Origin of the sequence: Streptomyces sp. NPDC088785, assembly GCF_044750685.1 — a bacterium.
GTDB lineage: Bacteria > Actinomycetota > Actinomycetes > Streptomycetales > Streptomycetaceae > Streptomyces.
In genome coordinates this window covers 148,837-169,439 of sequence record NZ_JBIVKH010000012.1, presented here as the reverse complement: position 1 = coordinate 169,439, position 20,603 = coordinate 148,837, and the positions used below count along the sequence as shown (strand labels likewise).

Sequence of the window (20,603 nt, the reverse complement as noted above, 5' to 3'; positions counted from 1 at the left end):
CGACGCGCGAAGACGTCGGCGGAAGGGGAGAAAGTGGCAGTGAGCAGGACGTTCATCGGAGTGATCGTCGGCATGGCACTGGCCTTCGCAGGATATTTCGGAGGCTTCGGAGCGTTCCTGCTCGTGGCCGCCCTGGGCGGTCTGGGAGCGTGGGTGGGCCACTGGTCCGACCGCGGTGGCCGTCTCCAGGACCTGCGCGACGCCTATGAGCGGAGCCGTCGATGACCGCCGCCGCGCGGCGCGGCACGACGGTCGTGTCCGAACGGGCGGTGCGCAAGATCGCCGAGCGGGCCGCCGTCGAGGCCGCGCCGGTCGGGGCCCGGCCCGTCAGGGACGGGGCGAAGGGTTCCGCGACCGTGCGCGGGCGGCGCGCGGACGTCGCGCTGGAGGTCTCGCTGCCGTGCCAGGAGTCGCTGTCGGACACGGTCCGGCAGATGCAGTCCCATGTGTCGGACCGCACCCGGGAGTTGACGGGTCTGCACGTCGACGCGCCGCGCGTCGGCGTGACCGCCCTGCTGCCCCCGCGGCCGGGGTGGCACGCGCCGGCCCCGGCCGAGCCGCCGCCCGCCGGGCGGACCCCGCTGCGCTGGTGGTCGTCCCGCAGGCTGCCGACGGGCCTGCTCACGCTGATCGGGGCCGTGCTCTGCGGCGCCCTGGCCCTCGACCTGGTCCTGGTGCATCTCGCGGACCGTCCCGCCGCGCTGTGGCGCACGGAGACCGTGCACTGGCTGACCGGCCACGGCTCCGCCGACCCGTTCGTGCGCGCCGGGGCCGGGGTGCTGGCCGCGCTCGGCATCCTGATGATCTTCCTGGCGGTCACCCCGGGCCGCCGGCGGCTGCTGACCGTGTCGTCGGCGGACCGACGCGTGCGGGCGGCGGTGGACCGCGCGTCGGTCGCCCTCCTCGTCCGGGACGCGGTCGGTGACGTGCCGGGGATCGGACCGGTACGCGTACGGGTCGGGCGCCGCCGGGCCACCGTCCGCGCCCTGCTGTCCTTCGGGGACCGGAAGACGGCGCGGGACGGGGTGCGCGAGGCGACGCGGGGCGTCCTCGACTCCTGCGACCTGCGGCGACCGCCCAGGCCGCGGATCCGGGTGCGCCCGGACGTCTCCTGGGAGCCCGCACCCGCCGCTCCCCCGGCGCACACCCCCGCCGGACCGAGGAAAGCGCTGGTCCGGGATCCCGACGCCCGAGTCGACGGAGGCGGCGCCGATGCTTCGTAGTCGTACGGCCCTGAACCGGATCACGCTCGCCGCAGTCGGCGCGGCGCTGCTCGCGGCGGCCTTCTGGCTGGTGGCGGGCGAGACCTCGTGGGTCCGCGACCTGCCGGAGCGGTGGCCCCTGCCGGGTCCGCACTCCTCGCTCGTGGCGGCCGACCTGCTCCCCGACCTGCGCGAGCACGGGTGGTGGGCGCCGGCGGTCATGGCGGGGTCGATCGTCGCGACGCTGGTCCTCGCCTGCGTGAGCGTGCGCCAGCTGCGCAGCGGATTCCACCGGCTGGTGCCGCTGCCCGCCCCGCACAGTGCGCTGCGGACCCGGGCCCTCGAAGACTCCCTCGCCGGCCGGGCGGCCGCCGTCGACGGGGTCGCGCACTGCCGGGCGCGCACCAGAGTGCGTCGGCAACGGCTGGAAGTCGTCCTACGGGTAAGGCTAGGAGAGGACACCCCTCCGCACGCCGTGCTGCCCGCCCTCACCGGACTCGCGCGGAACACGGAGGCGGTGCTCAGCCCGTACCGTTTGCGCATGCACATCCGGTTCTCCAGCCGCTCCCATCGAAGGCCTCATGTCCGCTGAACCACACGCCCCCGCCGGCCGTCCGCGTTCGCTCGCCGCGAGATGGCGGGGTGCCCGGATTCCCCCGGAGTGGCAGACCGCCCTGCGGCGCACCCCGCTCTCCATGTGGCGCGACGACGTGTCGGACTACGCGGCCGCCCTCACCTATTACGCGATCCTCGCCGTGCTGCCCTCGCTGCTGGTCACCGCCATCGGCTTCAGCCTGATCAGTCCGGGCACGGCGGAGGCGTTCGTCGCCCACGTCACCGCCTACGCGCCCGCGCAGTCGGGCACCCAGCTCCACGACGTGCTGTCGCGGACGTTGCAGGGCGGCACGGCCGCGTGGACCCTGCTGATCGGCGGGACGGCGAGCGGGCTGTGGTCGGCGTCGAGCTATCTCGCGGTGTTCCGTCGGGCCCTGCACCGCATGCACCGGGTGGCGGACCACCGCTCGCCGTGGCACAAGGCGCACCGCCTCCTGATCACCGCCCTGGCCCTGCTGGGACTGCTCGTCCTCAGTTCGCTCGTCCTGCTGCTGACCGGTCCGGTCGCCGAGGACCTCGGCCGTTCGTTCGGGTTCGGCACCGAGGCCGCGTGGGCGTGGAGTCTGCTGCGCTGGCCGCTGCTGATGGGCGTGGTCGCGCTGCTGGTCATCATCGTCTTCCACACCGGTCCGGTGCCGGCGCGCACGCGCGACCACAGCATTCCCGGCGGCATCCTGGCGTCCGTCCTGTGGCTCGTCGTCTCCGCCGGGTTCGCCCTGTACGCGTCGGCGCTGAGCACCTACAGCAAGCTGTACGGGTCCCTCGCCGGTGCCGTGGTCTTCCTGATCTGGCTGTGGCTGTCGAACCTGGCACTGCTCTCGGGCGCCCAGTTCACTGCCGAACTCACCGCACAGGAGCGGCAGGCCGCCGACTAGGGTGCCGGGGACGGCGGGCCGGGGGCGTGAAAGGTACGGGTGGGGACGGATGTCTGTGGTGCTGGGCTCGACCGATCTGATGTTGCGGCCGTGGGAGCGCGGCGACGCCGGTGTGCTGGCGGCACTGGCCGATGACGCGGAAGTGCGCCGCTGGACGTCGCACCGCGTGGCCGGGCCGCAGGACGCGGTGCGCTGGATCGCGGTGCAGGAGGCGGGCTGGGAGTCCGGGGAGCGCCTCGGTTTCGCCGTCCTGGTCACCGGGCGGGTCGCGGGGCACGTCGTCCTCAAGCGGCCCGCGGGCAGGGCGGCGGGGGAGGTCGGCTACTGGACGGGCGCTCCGGCACGGGGCCGCGGTGTCGCGTCCCGCGCCGTGGACCTGCTGACCGCCTGAGCCTTCGACGCCTCCGCGGGGGTGGGACTCAGCCGTCTGGAACTGCTCCACAACGCCGCGAACCCCGCTTCCTGCCGGATCGCGGAGAAGACGGGCTTCGCCCTGGAGAGCGTTCTGCCGCCCCGTACGGCGTACGAGGCGGAGGGGCATCTCCACGCCCGGGAGATCCCCGTGCGGGAGCCGGACGTGCGGTGAACCGCGCGCGCGACGCACGGCACGCGCGGGAACGTCCCGCCCTGGAATGCGGGGCCGCGGTGTCGGAGGCCCTCTCTCGCCGCGGGCGGCGATGTGCTCCGCTCGGGGACGGCGGGCCTCGCCTCCTGTGCGGCACGGCGGCCACGGCGCCGGTGCCGCCCGCGCCGTTCCGGGTCATGGCCCGATGGCGTACTCGGTGAAGTGGCCGCAGACCGTGAATCCGAGGCGGCGGTAGACGGGTTCTCCCTCGGCGGACGCCTGGAGCACCGCCGTCCCGTAGCCCGCGGCGCGCGCGAGGTGTAGGGCGGCCGAGGTGATGGCGCCGCCATGACCACGGCGGCGGTCGGCGGCGCGGGTGGCGATGTTGTAGATCCCGGCGACACCCGCGTGCAGGTAGACCTCCGCCGTGCTCACGGGTCGGCCGTCGACGTAGCCGACCAGGTAGCGGGCGCGGCAGTCGGCCGCGAGCGCCGGGCCGGTGGCGGCGGCGAAGAACCGGCGCACCGTGGCGGCCGGCGGCTCCCAGTTCGCGGCGAGGACCCGGGCGTAGTCGGCGAGCTGCTCCGGGGTGGTCGCCGGGCGGATGTCCAGGCCCTCCGCGCGGATCTCGGGGAGGGGACCCCGCAGTTCCTTCCGCATGCCCGTCTCGCTCTCCGACGCCTCCAGGCCCTCGGCCGCCAGGTGCTCGGCGAGATCGCCCGGCGTGGAGGCGGGGCCCACCCACCAGGAGAAGGGGCGGCCGGTGCCGGTCAGGGTCCGGACCGTGTCCGCGACCCGCGCCGCGGCGGTGTCCGGGGTTAAACGGGCCGCCGCGACGACGTTGAAGGTGTCGTCGGCGAGACCGCTGTCGGCGATCAGCAGGTCGCCGGTCTCGGTGACGGACGCGCCGGTCAGCTTCCGGTGCAGGTGGCAGGCGTGCTCGGCGAGGTTGCGCTCCATCGCGAGCGAGAGCCGGTCCTGGCCGGTCGCCGGATGTTCCTCCGGGGCGTTCATAGAGATCCGTTCCAGCACGCCGCCGCGGCGCCCGCAGGCGGGTGTTCCGCTGCGGAGTTGCCTGCCACGCGTGAGGTCACCCGGCAGGGCGGTGACGCCGCCGCACCGGCCGGTGTCCACCCGCGGAGCGGGGCGTGCCGCACTCCTCGGCACGGGCGCAGGCGCGTGAGTACCATGCGCAGCGTCCCCCATCTACTGAGGAAGTGAACGGTTGTGACCAGCACTTCAGCCGACACGCTCCGATCGCGGTACGTCACGCAGGCCGCGTCGGATCTGAAAGACAACCGTCGCAGGCAGCGGGAACTGGCCGAGAAGATCAAGATGTTGCGGCAGGAGGAGGCCCTCCTGGTCGACATCATGCGTCTCGCCGAGCGGTACGAGGGAGAGGAGGCGAGGCCCCGGCTCGCGCAGATCGACCCGACGGCACCCCCCGCCCCGCCCGAGTGGCAGTCCGCTCCCGCGCATCGCCGGACCTCCGCCGAGGAGAAGAAGCCGGCCCAGCCGTTGCTCAGGGACCTGCTGACGGAGCTGCTCGCCACCTGTGAAGAGCCCCGCCTGGCCGCGGAGTTGCGGAACGAACTGCTGGCGAAGCACCCCGACCGCTCCCCCACGCCCCAAGTGGTGCGGAACACCCTGGAGTCGCTGGTGGCCAAGGGCCGGATCCAGCGCCACAAGCAGCAGCGGTCGGTGATGTACACGTTCCCCGAGTCGAACAGTGCCCTTTGAGCCCGTCACGAGATGCCCGCGCCGCTGTTCCTGCGGGCCCGATAGGCGGCCGCCTTGACGCGGTTGCCGCAGGTTCGCATGGCGCACCAGTCCCGCCGGTGGCCGCGCGAACGGTCGAGATAGACCTGTGTGCACCCGGGCCGGGCGCACTCGCGGAGCAGCGCTCCGTCCGCGCCGCCGACGATCTCCACGCTCTGCCTGGCGAGCGTCGCGAGCCCCTGGGCGACCGAGCCCGTGCGGGTCGCGCCGTCGGGGCCGAGCCGCAGCGTCACCGGCCTGCCCGACGCGTGCAGGTTCAGCTCGGCGACCGCGTCCGGGGGCGGCGGTCCGTCGTGCAGCCGGGCGGCGACCAGGGAATAGATCGCCTCCCGCAGATCGAGCGCCAGGCCGAGATCCACCTCGCCCGCGCCCGGAGCCAGATCGAGCAGGCCGGACTCCACGAACCAGGCGTCGAGCCGCGCGGGCCCGGTGAGCCGCTCCCTCGGCGGGTCGTCGCGCCGCGCGCGCAGTGTGCCGACGAAGTCGAGCGGGAGCGTCCCGCAAGGGAAGGCATGGAGCACGTCACCATCCTGAGCGGTGACCCCGCGGAGCACAAGCCTTCCCCGCGGGGGCGGCCCCGCGCCCGCCCGACGTCAGGGCCGGAGCACGTCGGCGGCGCTCTCCGGGGGACGGTCCTCGACTCCCGAACGCCCTTGCGGATCCGGCTGTTCCGGCAGCTCCGCCTGCTCCGGATCCGAGGCACGGGCCGCCGCGCTCAGTGCCGCCCCGACCCGGCGGTCGCTGGTCATCGATGCGGTGACGGCGGTCATCGCCAGGAGGAGGCCGGCGGCGGCGTACAGCGGAGTACGCAGGTCGTAGGCGGTGGCGAGCCAGCCGCCGACGAAGGCGCCGACGGGGGCCGCGCACATGGCCAGCATGCGGGAGGTGGAGGCGACCCGGCCCATGAGGTGCGGCGGGACGATCGCCTGCCGGAGCGAGGGCGCGAGCACCATCGTGGCGCCCATGCCGGCCCCGCAGACGGCGAGGGCCAGTGCGGCCAGGTACGGGTTCGGGGTGGCGGCGAGGCCCAGGATGGCGAGCCCCTCGACCGCTGCCGTGCAGGTCAGCGCGGTGCCGGTGCCGAGGCTCCGGCCGAGCGGGGAGGCGAGGGCGGAGCCGAGCAGGCCGCCGGTGGCCTCGGCCGTGAGGAGCAGGCCGAAGCCGTAGGCGCCGACGCCGAGGCGTTCGTGCGCGAAGAGGGCGAGGACGGTCTCCACGGCGAGGAAGGCGACGTTCCCGACGGCCGGGCGGAGCGCGAGGCCGAGCAGCACCCGGTCCCGGAAGACGTACGAGGCTCCGGCCCGGGCCTGCCGCAGCAGCGGCTCGTGGACCTGCGGCGCGGGCCGGGGCACGGCGGGCAGCGTGCGGACGAGCAGCGCGGAGAGCAGGAAGGACACCGCGTCGGCGAGCAGCGGCACCGCCCGGCCGAGCGCGAGCAGCGCACTGCCCGCGGGTGGCCCCGCGAAGCCGGACATGGCGGTCTGGGCGCCGCGCAGACGGGAGTTGGCGGTCTCCAGGAGGGCGGAGTCGCGGCGGAGCAGATCCGGCAGGTAGGCGGTGGCGGCCGTGTCGAAGAAGAGTCCGCCGAGGCCGAGCAGGAAGGCGACGGCCGCGAGCAGCGGCACGCTCAGCACGTCGAGCGCGGCCGCCGCCGCGGGGAGCGCGAGCAGCGCCGCGCGGGCCGCGTCCGCGGCCCCCATCACGCGGCGGCGGTCCCAACGGTCCACCAGCGCACCGCCGATGACGCCGAAGAGCAGCCACGGCAGGGTCCCCGCAGCCGTGACGACGGCGAGTGCCATCGGGTCCCGGGTGAGTGTCAGTGCGAGCAGCGGCAGCGCGGCGAGGGTCACTCCGTCGCCGAGCGAGGACACCGTCTGCGCGGTCCACAGCCGTCCGAAGCCGGCCGGCAACCTCCCCCTGTCCGGTCTCACTCGGCAGCCTCCCCGGCAACGGTCGGCCCGCTCGTCGCCGGGTGGAACAGGGCGAAGACGAGAGACGTGTCGGGCAGTGCCGGGTCGGACAGCTTCCGGTACTCGTCCGCCAGGGCCTCCAGCCGCGCGCCCAACTCGGCGAACTGCTCGTCGGTGAGCCGCAGATGCGCCATCCCGACCTGCCGGGCGCCGTCGGCGGGCGACGCCTCCAGGTCCGCGACCGCGTGCCGCATCAGCAGGTCCGGGGCGCCCTCGCCCGGGTCCGGCAGCTCGATCGTCCGTGCGGTCATCGCGTAGTACCGCTCGGTGACGCCGCGGACCTTCCGCGTCCGTACGACCTCGACCAGGCCGGCGCGTTCGAGGAGCCGCACGTGGTAGCTCGAACTTCCCTTCGCCAGGCCGACGCGCGCGGCGATCTGCGTGATCGTCGCGGGCTCGAAGCGGAGGACGGCCATGATCCGGTGACGCGTCAGATTGGAGACGGCGCGCAGTTGTTCGTCCGTGGTGACGTGGAACGTCTCGGGAAGGTCATCAGCAGGCATGGGAGCAATGGTCAACGACTCTTGACCATTTGGCAAGAGGGTGCGCCGCTGTTTCCCGCGGCCCCGGCCCCGGCCCGTCCCGGCGTCGGGGCACCGGTCACGGGACACACCCCGTCCGCACCCGTCGGGTCTTCACACGTATGACCGCGCGGCGGACCGGTCCGGCGGTGGAGCGGGTCAGTAGGGTGCGGGCAAAACGGCCGAAGGAGCACTCCCATCGCCACACATGCCGCACTCCCCTGGACCACCTCCCGCAGGCGGGCCCTGGCCGGTCTCGCCGGTTCGGCCCTGATGGTGGGCGCGACGGGCGCTCCGGCCGCCGCGTCCCGCTCCGTGCGCGAGGCGGCACGGGCGCTGGCCGGCCGGATGACGCTGGAGGAGAAGGTGGGCCAGCTCTTCGTGATCGAGGTGGCGGGCCGGGACGCCTTCGGCGTGAGCGGGGCGGCCGCGGCGCTCAACCGCCGCCGCTACGGCGTGGACACCCCCGCCGAGGTCGTCCGCAAGTACGCGCCCGGCGGTGTCATCTACTTCTCCTCGCGCGGCGACGACAACCTGGGCACGCCGGGCCAGATCGCTCGCCTCTCCGCCGGACTGCAACGCGCGTCGCGGGACGCCTCGGGGCTGCCGCTGATCATCTCGGTGGACCAGGAGGGCGGGGCGGTCTCCCGGCTGCCCACCCCGCCGGCGACCGAGCAGCCGGGCAACATGGCGCTGGGCGCGACCTGGTCGACGGCGGACGCCCGCCGCGCGTACGAGATCACGGGCGCCGAGCTCGACGCGTGCGGGATCACCGCCGACCACGCCCCGGTGGCGGACGTGAACGTCGATCCGGCGAACCCGGTGATCGGGGTGCGGTCCTTCGGCGCCTCCGCCGAGGCCGTCTCGGTGTTCGTGCGCGCCGCGATCGAGGGCCTGCACCGCGGTGGTGTCGCCGCCACCGCGAAGCACTTCCCCGGCCACGGCGACACGGACACCGACAGCCATGTGGGGCTGCCGCGCATCACGCACAGCCGGGCGCAGCTCGACGCGATCGACCTGCCGCCGTTCCGCGCGGCCGTCGCCGCGGGCGTCGATCTGATCATGACGGCGCACATCAGCGTCCCCTCGCTCGATCCGAGCGGGGTGCCCGCCACCATGTCGCACGCCGTCGTCACCGGGCTGCTCCGCGAGGAGCTGGGGTTCGGGGGCCTGATCGTCACCGACGCCCTGGACATGCGGGGCGCCAGCGGACAGTTCCCGCCGGACAGGGCCGCGGTGACCGCGCTGGCGGCGGGGGTCGACCTGCTGGTGCTCTCCCCCGACCTGCCGCGGGCGCACGCGGCGGTGCTCGACGCCGTCAGGGCCGGGCGGATCTCCGCGGCGCGGCTCGACGCGTCGCTGATCCGCGTCCTGAGCCACAAGATCAGCCGCGGTCTGTTCTCCGCGACGGCCGACCCGGCCCGCGCCGAACGGGTCCTGGGCCGCGCCGGGTTCCGCAGGGACGTGGGCGCGCTCACCTCCCGCAGCACCACGCTGGTCAAGAACGACGGCGGAGCGCTCCCGATCGGCGCGGGCGGGCGCACGGTCCTCGTCACGGGTGCCGACTCCGCCGCCGTGTCCCGGCTGGCCGCCTCGTTCCGCTCGCGCGGCCACACGGTCACGGCCCTGGACGCCGGCGCGACGCCCGGCCGGGCGGTGACCGACGAGGCCGTCGGGCACGCGCGGGCGGTCGATCTGGTGGTCGTGGCCACCAGCGCCCCGACCGTCGGCGGCGACGCCCGGGATCCGGGCGCCGCGCAGGTGGCCCTGGTCCGCGCGCTGTCGGCGACCCGGACCCCGCTGGTGGTCATCGGCGTCCGCACCCCCTACGACATCAACCGGTTCCCCGAGGTGCCGGTGTACCTGGCGACGTACGGCAACGGCGCGACCGCCCTCGATCGTGCGGTGGGCGTCGTGGTCGGCGAGCACGGTCCGGGCGGACGGCTGCCGGTGTCGGTCCCGGTGGCCGGTGATCCGTCGCGGACGCTGTTCCCGCTCGGTCACGGCCTGCGCTTCCAGCGGCGCCCCCGGGTCCCCGGCGGGGTGTCTCTGTAGGCCGCTGACGTTCTGGCCGCTGACGTGCTGACGTTCTGGCTGACGGGTGCTCGGCCCGTTCGGTCGGCCTCCCGGCGGCGGTCAGGTGCGGCGGGCGGAGGCGGTGAGGCGGTCGGCGAGTGCCGCCACGAGAGCGCGCAGTTCGGCGGGGCGCTCGATGACGAACGGCCGGTCGAGTCCGGCGAGCACCGGGGGAAGCCAGTCGAGCCGCTCCGCGCGCAGTTCGACCCGGTACCAGCGCTCTGCGGCGGGGTCCGCGTCCGCCGCCGGCCCGTCGTCCGTCAGCGTCGCCACGCTCGCGGGGAGGCGGGCCCGGATCCGTTCGGCCGTCGCGTGGATCCGCAGGGTCACTTCGTGGCGGTACGCGGCCGTGGCGAACCCCTCGATCACCCGCCGCCCGGCGTCGAGGTCCGCGGGCACCTCGAACGCGCCGGGCAGGGCCCGCGCGCCGGTGATCCGGTCGAGCCGGAACGTCCGGTCCTCGCCGAGGCGGGCGTCCACGCCGGTGACGTACCAGCGGCCCGCGTGCGCGACGACCCCGTACGGGTGCACGGTGCGCTCGCCGCGCCTTCCGTCCCTGCCGGTGTGGTGGAGCGCCACCGGGCGGCGGTGGCGTACCGCGTCGGCGAGGGTGAGCAGGATCGCGGCGTCGGGCACGTCCGTGTCGGCGGGCGCGCCGGTGAAGGACAGGGCGTCCAGCAGGGTGTCGAGGCGGGCGGAGAGGGGCCGGGGCAGCACGCGCCGGATCTTCGCCGCCGCCGTCTCGTTCGCCGTGGCGTCCGTCGTCAGCCCGGCGCGCCGGCCGGCGATCAGACCGAGCAGCACCGACAGCGCCTCGTCGTCGCCGAGCATGAGCGGCGGCAGCCGGTGTCCGGGGCCGATGCGGTAACCGCCGTAGCGCCCCCGCACCGATTCCACCGGCACGTCGAGGTCGATCAGCTGCTCCACGTACCGCCGGACGGTGCGTCCGTCGACGCCGAGCCGGTCGGCGAGTTCGGCGACGGTCCGGGTGCCGCCCGATTGCAGCAGTTCCAGGAGGGTGAGGACGCGGCCAGCGGGGCGGGACATGCGCGCACTCTAGCCGCCATACCGGACCGAATCTGTCCTCTATTGCTCCTAGCCTCGGTCGCACACGTTCTCGTACGGCCAAGGAGATACCCATGGACCTCGTCTCGATCCGGATCATCACCGGCGATGTGGCACGCCTCGTCGGCTTCTACGAGCGGGCCACGGGGGTGCGGGCGGAGTGGGCCACCGAGGACTTCGCCGAACTGCGCACCACGGGCGGCACGCTCGCGATCGCCGGCACCCGCACGGTCGCGCTGTTCGCCGCGGGCTCGGCGCGTCCGGCGGAGAACCACAGTGTGATCACGGAGTTCCGTGTCGACGACGTGGACCGGGTGCACGAGAACCTGCGCGGGTTCCTCGGCGAGGTCGTCGCCGGCCCCACGACGATGCCGTGGGGCAACCGGTCCCTGCTGTTCCGCGACCCCGACGGCAACCTCGTCAACTTCTTCACGCCCGTGACGGCGGCGGCCGTCGCGAAGTTCGCGCGCTGACGGGCGTCAGGGCGTAACGGTCAGACGTCGCCGCGGTGGCGGTGCGGGTGCGCGGCATAGACGCCCAGGACGCGCACCTCGCTGGAGAAGAAGCGCAGCTCGTGCAGGGCCAGGGCGACCCGCTCGTCGTCCGGGTGGCCCTCGACCTCGACGTAGAAGCGGCTCGCGCTGCGGCCGGCCCCCATCTGGTAGCTCTCGATCTTGGTGAGGTTCACGCCGCTGCTGGCGAACCCGCCGAGCGCCTTGTACAGCGCGCTCGGGATGTTGCGCACGCAGAAGAACAGGCTCGTCATGGTCGGCTCGCCGACGGCCGGGGCCGGAGCGGCGTCGCGGGACAGGACGACGAACCGCGTCGTGTTGTCCGGGTCGTCCTCGACTCCCGCGCGCAGCACCTCCAGGCCGTGCAGCGCCGCCGCGGCGGGCGGGGCGAGCGCCGCGTGCCGGGGGTCGCCCAGCTCGGCCACCTCGCGCGCGGCGCCGGCGGTGTCGTCGCAGACCAGGGTGCGCCAGCCGCCCTCCCGCAGCACCTTGCGGCACTGGCCGAGGGCGTGCACATGGCTGCGGACGCACTCCACCCGGTCCGGCGTCGCGCCCGGGACGCCCATCAGGTCGAAGCGGATCGCGTGGAAGTACTCGGCGTTGATGAACAACCCCGACTCGGGGAGCAGGTGGTGCACGTCGGCGACGCGCCCCGCCGCGGAGTTGTCGACCGGGATGACCGCCACATCGGCGGCGCCGAGCGTCACGGCGTCCAGGGCCTGCTCGAAGCTCGTGCAGGGCAGTTGGGTGTCGCCCGGGAACAGGGCGCTCGCCACGGTCGCCGAGTTGGATCCGAGTTCGCCCTGGTACGTGACGGTGGTCACCGGTTCAAGCCCTTCCACGTGGTTCTGTCGCCCGGACGGCGGCCCCTCGCTCGCACACGCGCCCCGACCAGTATCGGTGGTCCGGGCACCCGGAGCCGCATCCGGGGTGGGCGGGGGCCCGTGGCGCGCGGGGCGGTGTGTGCTCGGGGCGGGACGGCGGACCCGCCCGGTCGCCGGATACGTGCCGGATACGTGTGCGCGGGCCTCCGCCTCCGGGCGCCCGCACGGCGCCTCGCCGCATGGGTAGCATGCGCAGCGACATCCACCTGGCATCCACATGGAGGGGGTGACCGGTTGTGAGCAGCCGATCAGCCGACACGCTCCGGTCCCGCTACACCGAACAGGCCGCGTCGGACCTGGCGGACAACCGCCGTCGTCAGCAGGAGATCGCGGACCAGCTCGCGGCCCTCAAGCAGCAGGAGGCCCTGCTGGCGGACATCCTTGACCTGGCCGAGCGCTACGAGGAGTTCGACGCCGCCGCACGAACGGCGGAGCGGGCGCGGGAGGAGGCCGGCGACAGTGCGAAGGCTGCGGGCCGCACGGCTCCACCCGCCCGGAAAACACCCGCCGGCAGGACACCCGCCCAGCGGACACCCGGCGGGAAGGCACCCGGGAAACCCTCCGCGCAGGCGGTGGGGAACACGCGGGCGAAGGGTGACCCGAAGAAGAGTGACGCGGAGAAGGGTGACGCGGAGAAGAGCGGCACGAAGAAAGGTGTCGTGAAACGGAGCGCCGCGAAGGGCGCGCCCCGTCGGCCGCTGCTGCGGGATCTGCTCGTCGACCTGCTCGCCGCGCACGACGCGCCGCGGTCGGCCGCCGAGCTGCGCGAGGAACTGCTGTCCCGGTATCCCGACCGCACGCCGACCCCGCAGGTGGTGCGCAACACCCTCGAAGCACTCGTCGCCAAGAGCCGCATCCGGCGCCACAAGGAGCAGCGGTCCGTGACGTACACCGTCGTGCGGCCCGCGGACTGAGCGGGCACACGCCGCGCGCCTCGTTAGACTCCCCGGCATGTCCGACACCGACGCGATCCGCCGCGCCACCTACATCAGCCTGACCACCTTCCGCAAGGACGGCACTCCGGTGGCGACCCCCGTGTGGCAGGTGCCACGGGCCGACGGGACGGTGCTCGTGGTGACGCCCGCCGACTCGTGGAAGGTCAAGCGGATCCGCAACAACAGCGCCGTCACGGTGGCCGTCTGCACCGTGCGCGGGCGCACCGCACCCGACGCCGTCGCCGTGCCCGGCACCGCGCGGCTCCTGGACGAGGCCGGCACCGCCGACGCGCAGCGACTCCTCGGGAAGAAGTACGTCACCTCGCGGATCGGCAACGGATTCCTCAAGATCCTCCGCGTGCGCAAGAAGCCCAACATCGGTATCGAGATCACTCTTTGAGCTTTCCGCCCGGGTTTCCGCCCGAGCGGTCCGGCACTGTTTCAGGCATATGCCATACCGGGTTGCCGTCGACCTTCTAGGGTTCGGGCGGGGGCTGGAGAACCGGTCTCCGCATCCCGTGGAGGAGAACCCGTGACCAATGTGGAAGTGTCCCTCAAGACCCTGCTGACGGAGGTCGAGGGTGCGCTGGGGGCCGCCGTCGTCGACTACACGAGCGGTATGGCGCTGGGCACCCTGGGCGGCGGCAAGGACCTGGACCTGACCGTCGCGGCGGCGGGCAACACCGATGTCATCCGCGCCAAGATGCGCACCATGGAGGCGCTCGGCCTGAAGGCCGAGATCGAGGACATCCTCATCACCCTCGGCACCCAGTACCACCTCATTCGCCCCGTCTCCGGCCGGACGGGGAACGGGCTGTTCATCTATCTCGTCATCGACAAGAGCCGGTCGAACCTGGCCATGGCACGGCATCACCTCCGTCGCGTCGAGGAGCAGTTGGAGGTCTGAGCACCGACTCCTTCTCTGTGCTCGCCAGTTGAAGAATTCTTCACGTCTCCATCTCTGCATCCGTCGAACTCTCGGATCCGGCGGCCCCGGGCGGGAAGGATGGGACGGCACGGCGGGCGCGGCGGCGGGCATCGCCGCCGCCCCCGTCCTCCCCACCCGCACCCCGACACCCGAGCCAGGGAAGTGAGCGATCCCCGTGCAGGCGCCCCTCTATCAGGTCAAAGCAGAGTTCTTCCGCATGCTCGGGCACCCGGTTCGCATCCGTGTGCTGGAACTGCTCCAGAACGGGCCGGTGTCGGTGCGCGACCTGCTGCTCGACATCGACGTCGAACCCTCGAACCTCTCGCAGCAACTCGCCGTCCTGCGCCGTTCCGGCATCGTCGTCTCCACCCGCGAGGGAGCGACCGTCAACTACGCCCTCGCCGGTGGCGACGTCGCCGAACTCCTGCGCGCGGCCCGCCGCATCCTCACCGAACTCCTCACCGGCCAGAGCGCGTTGCTGGCCGAACTGCAGGACTCCGAGCAGCACGGGCGTCCGGAACACTCCGAGCAGCCCGAGCAGCCCGCCGCGCACGTCCGCCACTGACAGCATGGGGGCATGACGACGACGCTCGGTGCCTTTGTCCTCGGCACACCCGATCCGCCCGCGCTGGCCGACTTCTACCGTGCCCTGCTGGGCTGGGCCGAGGTGGACCGCCGACCGGAGTGGGTCAGGCTGCGCGCACCGGAACGCGAACGCCCCGGACTCAGTTTCCAGCTGGAGACCGGGCACACCCCACCGGTGTGGCCGCCGCGCCCCGGCACCCAGCAGATGCAGGCCCATCTCGACATCGAGGTCGACGACCTCGCGGCGGAGACCGAGCGGGCCCGCGCGCTGGGGGCGACCGTCGAGGAGCATCAGCCCCAGCCGGACGTACGGGTGATGCGCGACCCGCACGGACACCTGTTCTGCCTCTTCCTGCCCGGCGCCTGAGCGGCGTCGCTCCGGGACCGCTCCGGGACCGCTCAGCCGGACCCGCGGGCCCGGCCGGCCGGGCCGGGCGCCACGGTCTCGGCCACGACGGTCGTGAGGGCCTCGCCGAGCGGCAGGTCGACCCGGCCCGTGGCCCAGCGGTCGCCCCGGGTCGGGCCCTGGTTGACGATCAGGACCGGGATGCCCGCGTCGGCCGCGCGGCGGACGAACCGCAGACCCGACATGACCGTCAGGGACGAGCCCAGCACCAGCAGCGTGGCGGCGCCGTCGACCAGGTCCCGGCAGCGCGCCACGCGCTCGGGCGGGACGTTCTCCCCGAAGAAGACGACGTCCGGCTTGAGGACCCCGGTGCCGCAGGCCGCGCACGGCACGATCCGGAACTCGCGCACCGCGGCCTCCGGCAGTTCCACGTCTCCGTCCGGATTGACCCGGGCGGCCCGGTGCCGCTCGGCGACCGCCTCGAACCCCGGATTGGCCGCCCGCAGCCGCCGGTCGAGCTCGGCGCGGTCGCTGGTGCGCCCGCAGCGCAGGCACACCACGCGGCTCAGGCTGCCGTGCAGTTCGACGACGTGCTCGGCGCCGGACGCCTGCTGGAGTCCGTCGACGTTCTGGGTGATGACGCCGGTGACCAGGCCGGCGCGGGTCAGCGCGGTGACCGCCCGGTGCCCCGCGTTCGGGTCGGCCCGGGTCATGGCGCGCCAGCCGAGCTGGCTGCGGGCCCAGTAGCGCTGCCGGGCCTCCTCCCCGCCGAGGAAGTCCTGGTACGTCATCGGGGTGTGCCGGCGCAGTGAGCCGTGCTCGCCGCGGTAGTCCGGGATGCCCGACTCGGTGGAGAGGCCCGCACCGCTCAGCACCACGACGCCACCGGCCCGCACGGCGCCGACGACGGCCGACAGGTCGGTGGTGGGCGCGGGCAGATCGCCGGTGGGCTCCCACTTCAGCGTAGGTCTGATCCGCATGCCTGCCAGCGTACGCAGCCCGGCCGGAAGAGGCCGCCCAGGTGCCGGCGGGCGGTGGAGAGGGGCCGGGGCCCCCTCGGGAGCGGTCGGCGGCGGGGGGTACGTTCGGTGCCGGGCGTGGAGCCGGCCGGCGCCGCCGCGCCGTGGCTGGAGTCACGGGTGCGTCCGGGGGTACGACCCAGCCGGGCGACGTGCGCGGCGAGGAACGCGCCGGCCGCCCGCCGCCCTGTCCTCGTCCGCCCGCGTCCCCTGGAGCCGTCCGTGCCCGCCGCTTCCCCCGCATCCCCCGCCTCCTCCGCCTCCCCCGACACCGCCGCCGCGTCCGCCGCGCCCTTCGACGTCGCCGCGCTGCGAGCGCGCATACCCGCTCTGGCATCGGGTCCGGCCCGCTTCGACGCACCCGGCGGGACGCAGACCCCGCAGCCCGTGGCGGAGGCCGTCGCGGCGGCACTGACCGCGCCGCTGGCGAACCGGGGCACCGCCACGGAGGCCGAGCGCAATGCCGACCGGATCGTCGTCGAGGCACGGGCGGCAGTCGGCGACCTGCTGGCCACCGCGCCGGAGACGGTCGTGTTCGGCCGCAGCGCCACCCAGCTCGTCTACGACCTGTCCCGGATGCTGGCCAGGACCTGGGAGCCCGGTGACGAGGTCGTGGTGACCCGGCTGGACCACGACTCGAACATCCGCCCGTGGGTGCAGGCGGCCGAGGCCGTCGGCGCGAAGGTCCGCTGGGCCGACTTCGACCCGGAGTCGGGCGAGCTGCGGCCCGAGCACATCGAGGCCGAGCTGTCGCCGCGGACCCGGCTGGTCGCGGTGACCGCGGCGTCGAACCTGATCGGCACCCGCCCCGACCTGCCCGCCGTCGCCGCGCTCGTGCACGGCGTCGGCGCGCTGCTGCACGTGGACGCGGTGCACTACGCGGCCCATGCCGCCGTCGACGTGGCGGCGCTCGGCGCGGACACCCTGGTCTGCTCGCCCTACAAGTTCCTCGGCCCGCACCTGGGGGTCCTCACGGGCCGGGCCGAGCTGCTGGAGTCGCTGCGCCCGGACAAGCTGCTGCCGTCGAGCGACGCCGTGCCGGAACGTTTCGAACTGGGCACTCTGCCCTACGAGTTGCTGGCGGGAACCCGGGCCGCGGTGGATCTGCTGGCCGGGCTCGCCCCGTCGGTGCGAGGCAGCCGCAGGGAGCGCGTCGTCGCCTCCTTCGCGGCGCTGGAGGCCCATGAGCACCGGCTGCGCACCCGTCTGGAGGACGGGCTCGCGGCGCTGCCGGGCATCACGGTGTACGCGCGCGCCGCGCACCGCACGGCGACGCTGCTGTTCACCGTCGAGGGCCGTGAGCCCGCCGATGTCTCGCGGCATCTCGCCGCGCGCGGGGTGGCCGCCCCGGCCGGCTCGTTCTACGCCGTGGAGGCCGCGCGGCGCCTCGGGCTCGGCGACCGGGGCGGGGTGCGGGTGGGGCCCGCGCCGTACACCGACGAGACGGACGTCGACCGGCTCCTGTCGGCGCTCGCGGAACTCACCGCCTGACGCCCGTGCCGCCGGACCCCGGGTGTCCGGATCCGCCCGGGGACGTGCCCGGGCCGGATCCGCGCCCGCTCAGGCCGGGTTGTCGATCCCGGTGACGATCGGCGGCCCCAGCGGGGCGGCGTCCTCGTCGAAGCCCGCCGCGCGCAGCGCCTGCGCGGCCAGGTCGCCGGCCCGGGCGCGGGCCTGCGCGCTGGCGTCGGCGGTCACTTCGAGACGCACGCTGAACGTGTTGTCGTCGTTGACGGTGAGCAGGTCCAGGTCCTCCTCGCGGCCCAGCTCGGTGCGGTGCGGGTCGGCCTCCCGCAGCTGCCGCTCGACCTGTGCTTTCACCTGGGCGTCCGCGGGGCGCACGAACGTACCGGGAATCGTGATGACGAAGGTCGTCATGGGCGGTGCTCCTGTCTGTGCCGTGGATCGGCTGCCGTGTCGGTTCGGCTTCCCCGGGTCGCCCCGCTCACTCGGGCCACCCGGGTACGGTGTCGCGGCCGGGCTCAGCCACGCCGTCCGCCGCCGTGGGCCCAGTCGAGCAGACGTTCCACGGACCAGGTGGTCACCACGCGGTCGGCGGGGACGCCGCACTCCTCGGCCCGGGCGCAGCCGATCACCTGCCAGTCGAGCTGCCCCGGGGCGTGCGCGTCGGTGTCGATCGCGAACAGGGTGCCCGCGTCGACGGCGCGGCGCAGCAGCCGGCGCGGCGGGTCGAGCCGTTCGGGCCGGCTGTTGATCTCCACCGCGGTGCCGGACTCCGCGCAGGCCGCGAACACCGCGTCGGCGTCGAAGCGCGATTCGGGTCTGCCGCGTCCGGTGACGAGCCGGCCGGTGCAGTGTCCGAGGATGTCGGCGTGCGGATCGCGCACGGCGGTGATGAGGCGGCGGGTCATGGCGGCGGCGTCCATGCGCAGGTGGGAGTGGACGGAGACGACGACCACGTCGAGCCGGTCGAGCAGCTCGGGCTCCTGGTCGAGGGAGCCGTCGTCGAGGATGTCGCACTCGATGCCGGTCAGCAGGCGGAACGGCGCCCAGCGGGTGTTGAGGTCGGCGACCACGTCGAGCTGCTCGCGCAGCCGCTGCGGGGACAGGCCGTGGGCCACGGTCAGGCGGGGCGAGTGGTCGGTGAGCACGGCCCACTCGTGGCCGAGGTCCCGGGCGGCGCGGCCCATCTCCTCGACGGGGCTGCCGCCGTCGGACCAGTCGGAGTGCAGATGGCAGTCGCCGCGCAGGAGCGCCCGCAGGGTGGCCCCGGCGCCGTCGGGGACGAGCGGGGCCTGCGCGTGCTCCTCCAGCCGGGCGAGGTACCGCGGTACGTCGCCGGCGAGCGCCTCGCGGATCACCTCGGCCGTGGTGGGCCCGATGCCCTTGAGCGCTTCCAGGGTGCCCGCGGCGGCGCGGCGGGCCGTCTCGTCGGGCCCCTGCGTATCGATCACCCGGGCCGCGGTGCGGAAGGCGCGGACACGGTAGGTGGGAGCGCGGTCGCGCTCCAGGAGGAACGCGATCCGCTCCAGGGCCCGCTCGGGTCGCATCGTCACCGCGGGCCCTGCCGGTGCGGTCGTCGGCTGGTCGTCACCTGTCCAGCGTCGCTCAGCGCACGTCGTCGGGCACCTCGGCGGCCCGGCGCAGCAGCTCTCCGATCTCGGGGCGGATGACGTCGTGGTGGCCGCTCAGCGGCCGGTCTGCGGAGTGGATCAGCTCCGAGACGTCGATGTTCAGGTAGGCCGAGTGCGACAGGTCGTCCTTGCCGAGGTCCTCCAGGCACACCGGTGCGGGCCCCTCGACGCCCTGCACTCCGTCGAAGCCGAGCGCGCCCCACTTGCGGGCGAGCGAGACCAGCTCGGCGGAGTCGCCGATCATCTGGGCGGACAGCGGGTACAGCACGCCGAGGTGGAAGTCGAGGTGGGAGAACGTGCAGAACAGCGGGCCCTGGACGAGGCGTTCCAGGTTCCACAGGGCGCCGTGCCCGGAGACCTGCTGCGGCAGGCTGTCGGCGAAGGCGAAGTGGGACATCTCGCCCTGGAGCAGGGTGAGCGAGGACAGCAGCACCGGCTCCGCGCCGCCGCTCTCCAGGCCGCGCAGCGCGAATCCGGCCAGGCGCGCGCCGAGGCCGTGCCCGACGAGGTGCAGCCGCACCTCGCTGTCCGCGGCGAGCCCGGGCAGGCTGGGCCCGAGGCCGACCTCGCCGATGAATCCCGCGCGGCGGCGCAGCACGTGCCGGACGACCTGGCGGAAGAGTTCGCGGGCGCCGTTCCACAGCTCGGCCCGGTCCGCGTCGGCCCGCTCCCCCAGCGCCCCGCCGGAGGCGACGGTTCCGGAGCGGCCCACCCGCTCGCTGAGCGGGCGGGCGGGGCGCGGTCCGGCGACCCGGATCTCCGCGATGGTCCCCTCCTCGGAGACGTCGGGCCCCTCGATGCCGTCCTCGCTCCTGGACGGGCGGGCGGAGCGCGTGTCGCCGGCCCGGCGGAGGTCGTCGAGGGCTCCGGAGAACTCGGCGCTCATCGTCCGGGTGTCCTCGAAGAGCATGAGGGGGTCGGACTGCGGCAGTATCTCGCCCTCGGTGTCGGAGGCGAAACCGGCCACGGGGTCCTGCAACGGAAGCTCGGCCAGGCGGCGCAGGTGGGTCCCGAAGTCGTCGAAGGCGGTCTCGCTCTCGGGCCGGTCCCGCAGCAGGGTGACGATCCCGGTCAGTTCGTTCTCGTGTTCGGGCAGCTGGCGCAGCAGGTCGTCGATCGTCCCCTGGTCGATCTCCGCGCTGTCGTCCGGCTGCTCGACGCCGGGCAGGCCCTCGTCGCGGAAGCAGAGCGACGGCCAGTGCACGGCGAGCATGCCGGCCTGCCCGGGCGCGTCGCGCCAGGCCTCGGCCAGCAGGTCACGGTAGGCGCCGTCGACGGACGCGCCGACCGACTCGTCGTTGTGGGCCCCGTGGACGACCACGTACAGATCGCGCACGCCGCTGTCCTGGACGGCCGCCCGCACCCGGTCCACGGAGCCGGGCTCGATCACGGCCCCGTCGTCGAATCGCAGGGCTCCGAAATCGTGGAACGCGGCCGGTTGCGGCATGTCTCACTCCTGAGGGCGCCGCCCGTCGCGGCAGGGTCCGGGGGACGGGCCGCTGTGCCCGCCCCGCGAGGCCCTCCGTCTTCCCGTCGTGGCGCGGGGCACGCACCGGACGGAGTGGATGTACGGCGTTTCTACGCCACGCATGCCGCCCCGCGGGCAGACGCCCGGAGGGGGCCGTCGGGCG

General features: G+C 74.3%; 25 protein-coding genes. 15 read left to right on the top strand and 10 right to left on the bottom strand.

Annotation, left to right across the window (positions count from 1 at the left end; genetic code table 11):
- Positions 1-39: 39 nt before the first annotated feature.
- The 6 genes from ACIP5K_RS27700 to ACIP5K_RS27675 are packed head-to-tail and all read left to right on the top strand — an operon-like array spanning position 40 to position 3,278.
- Positions 40-225: a hypothetical protein gene (locus ACIP5K_RS27700; protein ID WP_401413898.1), complete on the top strand. Its 186-nt coding sequence runs from the start codon at positions 40-42 to the stop codon at positions 223-225.
- The gene (locus ACIP5K_RS27695; protein ID WP_401413772.1) at positions 222-1,223 is read left to right on the top strand and encodes a DUF6286 domain-containing protein; all 1,002 of its coding nucleotides are present in this window, start codon (positions 222-224) and stop codon (positions 1,221-1,223) included. The genes ACIP5K_RS27700 and ACIP5K_RS27695 overlap by 4 nt, the downstream gene beginning before the upstream one ends.
- The gene (locus tag ACIP5K_RS27690) at positions 1,213-1,794 is read left to right on the top strand and encodes a hypothetical protein (protein WP_401413770.1); all 582 of its coding nucleotides are present in this window, start codon (positions 1,213-1,215) and stop codon (positions 1,792-1,794) included. Before ACIP5K_RS27695 ends, ACIP5K_RS27690 begins: the two co-directional genes overlap by 11 nt.
- On the top strand, positions 1,784-2,692 hold the full coding sequence (locus ACIP5K_RS27685; RefSeq protein WP_401413769.1) for a YihY/virulence factor BrkB family protein: 909 nt from the start codon (positions 1,784-1,786) through the stop codon (positions 2,690-2,692). The genes ACIP5K_RS27690 and ACIP5K_RS27685 overlap by 11 nt, the downstream gene beginning before the upstream one ends.
- A gap of 49 nt (positions 2,693-2,741) precedes the next feature.
- Positions 2,742-3,083 (top strand): GNAT family N-acetyltransferase, encoded by a 342-nt coding sequence (locus ACIP5K_RS27680; RefSeq protein WP_401413767.1) that lies wholly within the window; start codon positions 2,742-2,744, stop codon positions 3,081-3,083.
- A 21-nt stretch (positions 3,084-3,104) separates the two neighbouring features.
- The gene (locus ACIP5K_RS27675) at positions 3,105-3,278 is read left to right on the top strand and encodes a hypothetical protein (protein ID WP_401413765.1); all 174 of its coding nucleotides are present in this window, start codon (positions 3,105-3,107) and stop codon (positions 3,276-3,278) included.
- A 174-nt stretch (positions 3,279-3,452) separates the two neighbouring features.
- Here the strand turns inward: ACIP5K_RS27675 and ACIP5K_RS27670 are convergent, their stop codons facing one another.
- A complete protein-coding gene (locus ACIP5K_RS27670; RefSeq protein ID WP_401413891.1) occupies positions 3,453-4,217 on the bottom strand; it encodes a GNAT family N-acetyltransferase in 765 nt (254 codons plus the stop codon).
- A 267-nt stretch (positions 4,218-4,484) separates the two neighbouring features.
- On the opposite strand from ACIP5K_RS27670, the gene ACIP5K_RS27665 reads away from it, so the two are divergent.
- Complete coding sequence (locus ACIP5K_RS27665; protein WP_401413763.1) at positions 4,485-4,997, top strand: hypothetical protein; 513 nt, start codon at positions 4,485-4,487, stop codon at positions 4,995-4,997.
- Between the two features lie 5 nt (positions 4,998-5,002).
- Here the strand turns inward: ACIP5K_RS27665 and ACIP5K_RS27660 are convergent, their stop codons facing one another.
- The 3 genes from ACIP5K_RS27660 to ACIP5K_RS27650 all read right to left on the bottom strand — a co-directional run bounded on the left by ACIP5K_RS27660 (position 5,003) and on the right by ACIP5K_RS27650 (position 7,509).
- Positions 5,003-5,557, bottom strand: coding sequence for a CGNR zinc finger domain-containing protein (locus ACIP5K_RS27660; RefSeq protein ID WP_401413761.1), 555 nt, complete (start codon positions 5,555-5,557; stop codon positions 5,003-5,005).
- A 72-nt stretch (positions 5,558-5,629) separates the two neighbouring features.
- Positions 5,630-6,946: an MFS transporter gene (locus ACIP5K_RS27655; RefSeq protein WP_401413759.1), complete on the bottom strand. Its 1,317-nt coding sequence runs from the start codon at positions 6,944-6,946 to the stop codon at positions 5,630-5,632.
- 17 nt (positions 6,947-6,963) lie between these two features.
- On the bottom strand, positions 6,964-7,509 hold the full coding sequence (locus ACIP5K_RS27650; RefSeq protein WP_401413758.1) for an ArsR/SmtB family transcription factor: 546 nt from the start codon (positions 7,507-7,509) through the stop codon (positions 6,964-6,966).
- A gap of 291 nt (positions 7,510-7,800) precedes the next feature.
- Between ACIP5K_RS27650 and ACIP5K_RS27645 the strand changes: the two genes are divergently transcribed.
- Positions 7,801-9,582 (top strand): glycoside hydrolase family 3 protein, encoded by a 1,782-nt coding sequence (locus ACIP5K_RS27645; RefSeq protein ID WP_401413757.1) that lies wholly within the window; start codon positions 7,801-7,803, stop codon positions 9,580-9,582.
- Positions 9,583-9,663: 81 nt separating this feature from the next.
- On the opposite strand, the gene ACIP5K_RS27640 is transcribed toward ACIP5K_RS27645, so the two are convergent.
- Positions 9,664-10,650 carry a helix-turn-helix transcriptional regulator gene (locus ACIP5K_RS27640; protein ID WP_401413755.1) on the bottom strand — a complete coding sequence of 329 codons (987 nt, stop codon included), beginning with the start codon at positions 10,648-10,650 and terminating at the stop codon, positions 9,664-9,666.
- 92 nt (positions 10,651-10,742) lie between these two features.
- On the opposite strand from ACIP5K_RS27640, the gene ACIP5K_RS27635 reads away from it, so the two are divergent.
- Positions 10,743-11,141: a VOC family protein gene (locus ACIP5K_RS27635; RefSeq protein ID WP_401413753.1), complete on the top strand. Its 399-nt coding sequence runs from the start codon at positions 10,743-10,745 to the stop codon at positions 11,139-11,141.
- Between the two features lie 20 nt (positions 11,142-11,161).
- Here ACIP5K_RS27635 and ACIP5K_RS27630 read toward each other — a convergent pair whose 3' ends face one another.
- Positions 11,162-12,004, bottom strand: a complete 843-nt coding sequence (locus tag ACIP5K_RS27630) for a prephenate dehydratase (protein ID WP_401413751.1) — start codon at positions 12,002-12,004, stop codon at positions 11,162-11,164.
- A gap of 296 nt (positions 12,005-12,300) precedes the next feature.
- Between ACIP5K_RS27630 and ACIP5K_RS27625 the strand changes: the two genes are divergently transcribed.
- From ACIP5K_RS27625 to ACIP5K_RS27605, 5 genes are all read left to right on the top strand, one after another.
- Positions 12,301-12,978 (top strand): hypothetical protein, encoded by a 678-nt coding sequence (locus ACIP5K_RS27625; RefSeq protein ID WP_401413749.1) that lies wholly within the window; start codon positions 12,301-12,303, stop codon positions 12,976-12,978.
- Positions 12,979-13,015: 37 nt separating this feature from the next.
- On the top strand, positions 13,016-13,399 hold the full coding sequence (locus tag ACIP5K_RS27620; RefSeq protein ID WP_401413748.1) for a PPOX class F420-dependent oxidoreductase: 384 nt from the start codon (positions 13,016-13,018) through the stop codon (positions 13,397-13,399).
- Between the two features lie 132 nt (positions 13,400-13,531).
- On the top strand, positions 13,532-13,906 hold the full coding sequence (locus ACIP5K_RS27615) for a hypothetical protein (protein ID WP_401413747.1): 375 nt from the start codon (positions 13,532-13,534) through the stop codon (positions 13,904-13,906).
- A 196-nt stretch (positions 13,907-14,102) separates the two neighbouring features.
- Positions 14,103-14,492 carry an ArsR/SmtB family transcription factor gene (locus tag ACIP5K_RS27610; protein ID WP_401413745.1) on the top strand — a complete coding sequence of 130 codons (390 nt, stop codon included), beginning with the start codon at positions 14,103-14,105 and terminating at the stop codon, positions 14,490-14,492.
- Between the two features lie 12 nt (positions 14,493-14,504).
- Complete coding sequence (locus ACIP5K_RS27605) at positions 14,505-14,879, top strand: VOC family protein (protein WP_401413742.1); 375 nt, start codon at positions 14,505-14,507, stop codon at positions 14,877-14,879.
- 32 nt (positions 14,880-14,911) lie between these two features.
- Here ACIP5K_RS27605 and ACIP5K_RS27600 read toward each other — a convergent pair whose 3' ends face one another.
- On the bottom strand, positions 14,912-15,838 hold the full coding sequence (locus ACIP5K_RS27600) for an NAD-dependent protein deacetylase (protein WP_401413741.1): 927 nt from the start codon (positions 15,836-15,838) through the stop codon (positions 14,912-14,914).
- Between the two features lie 348 nt (positions 15,839-16,186).
- Between ACIP5K_RS27600 and ACIP5K_RS27595 the strand changes: the two genes are divergently transcribed.
- Complete coding sequence (locus ACIP5K_RS27595) at positions 16,187-17,368, top strand: cysteine desulfurase-like protein (RefSeq protein ID WP_401413890.1); 1,182 nt, start codon at positions 16,187-16,189, stop codon at positions 17,366-17,368.
- Positions 17,369-17,437: 69 nt separating this feature from the next.
- Here ACIP5K_RS27595 and ACIP5K_RS27590 read toward each other — a convergent pair whose 3' ends face one another.
- The 3 genes from ACIP5K_RS27590 to ACIP5K_RS27580 form a co-directional block, all read right to left on the bottom strand.
- A complete protein-coding gene (locus ACIP5K_RS27590) occupies positions 17,438-17,755 on the bottom strand; it encodes a hypothetical protein (protein ID WP_401413739.1) in 318 nt (105 codons plus the stop codon).
- A gap of 104 nt (positions 17,756-17,859) precedes the next feature.
- The gene (locus ACIP5K_RS27585; protein ID WP_401413887.1) at positions 17,860-18,888 is read right to left on the bottom strand and encodes a PHP domain-containing protein; all 1,029 of its coding nucleotides are present in this window, start codon (positions 18,886-18,888) and stop codon (positions 17,860-17,862) included.
- A gap of 58 nt (positions 18,889-18,946) precedes the next feature.
- The gene (locus ACIP5K_RS27580; protein WP_401413738.1) at positions 18,947-20,419 is read right to left on the bottom strand and encodes a hypothetical protein; all 1,473 of its coding nucleotides are present in this window, start codon (positions 20,417-20,419) and stop codon (positions 18,947-18,949) included.
- Between the last annotated feature and the right edge of the window lie 184 nt (positions 20,420-20,603).

Excerpts from the sequence above, each read along its gene's own strand:
- ACIP5K_RS27670 (WP_401413891.1), bottom strand. The coding sequence starts at position 4,217 with ATGGAGCGCAACCTCGCCGAGCACGCCTGCCACCTGCACCGGAAGCTG.
- ACIP5K_RS27620 (WP_401413748.1), top strand. The coding sequence starts at position 13,016 with ATGTCCGACACCGACGCGATCCGCCGCGCCACCTACATCAGCCTGACC.
- ACIP5K_RS27645 (WP_401413757.1), top strand. The coding sequence starts at position 7,801 with ATGGTGGGCGCGACGGGCGCTCCGGCCGCCGCGTCCCGCTCCGTGCGC.
- ACIP5K_RS27585 (WP_401413887.1), bottom strand. The coding sequence starts at position 18,888 with ATGCGACCCGAGCGGGCCCTGGAGCGGATCGCGTTCCTCCTGGAGCGC.
- ACIP5K_RS27690 (WP_401413770.1), top strand. The coding sequence starts at position 1,213 with ATGCTTCGTAGTCGTACGGCCCTGAACCGGATCACGCTCGCCGCAGTC.
- ACIP5K_RS27695 (WP_401413772.1), top strand. The coding sequence starts at position 222 with ATGACCGCCGCCGCGCGGCGCGGCACGACGGTCGTGTCCGAACGGGCG.
- ACIP5K_RS27650 (WP_401413758.1), bottom strand. The coding sequence starts at position 7,509 with ATGCCTGCTGATGACCTTCCCGAGACGTTCCACGTCACCACGGACGAA.
- ACIP5K_RS27605 (WP_401413742.1), top strand. The coding sequence starts at position 14,505 with ATGACGACGACGCTCGGTGCCTTTGTCCTCGGCACACCCGATCCGCCC.
- ACIP5K_RS27590 (WP_401413739.1), bottom strand. The coding sequence starts at position 17,755 with ATGACGACCTTCGTCATCACGATTCCCGGTACGTTCGTGCGCCCCGCG.
- ACIP5K_RS27635 (WP_401413753.1), top strand. The coding sequence starts at position 10,743 with ATGGACCTCGTCTCGATCCGGATCATCACCGGCGATGTGGCACGCCTC.
- ACIP5K_RS27580 (WP_401413738.1), bottom strand. The coding sequence starts at position 20,419 with ATGCCGCAACCGGCCGCGTTCCACGATTTCGGAGCCCTGCGATTCGAC.
- ACIP5K_RS27680 (WP_401413767.1), top strand. The coding sequence starts at position 2,742 with ATGTCTGTGGTGCTGGGCTCGACCGATCTGATGTTGCGGCCGTGGGAG.
- ACIP5K_RS27685 (WP_401413769.1), top strand. The coding sequence starts at position 1,784 with ATGTCCGCTGAACCACACGCCCCCGCCGGCCGTCCGCGTTCGCTCGCC.
- ACIP5K_RS27640 (WP_401413755.1), bottom strand. The coding sequence starts at position 10,650 with ATGTCCCGCCCCGCTGGCCGCGTCCTCACCCTCCTGGAACTGCTGCAA.
- ACIP5K_RS27600 (WP_401413741.1), bottom strand. The coding sequence starts at position 15,838 with ATGCGGATCAGACCTACGCTGAAGTGGGAGCCCACCGGCGATCTGCCC.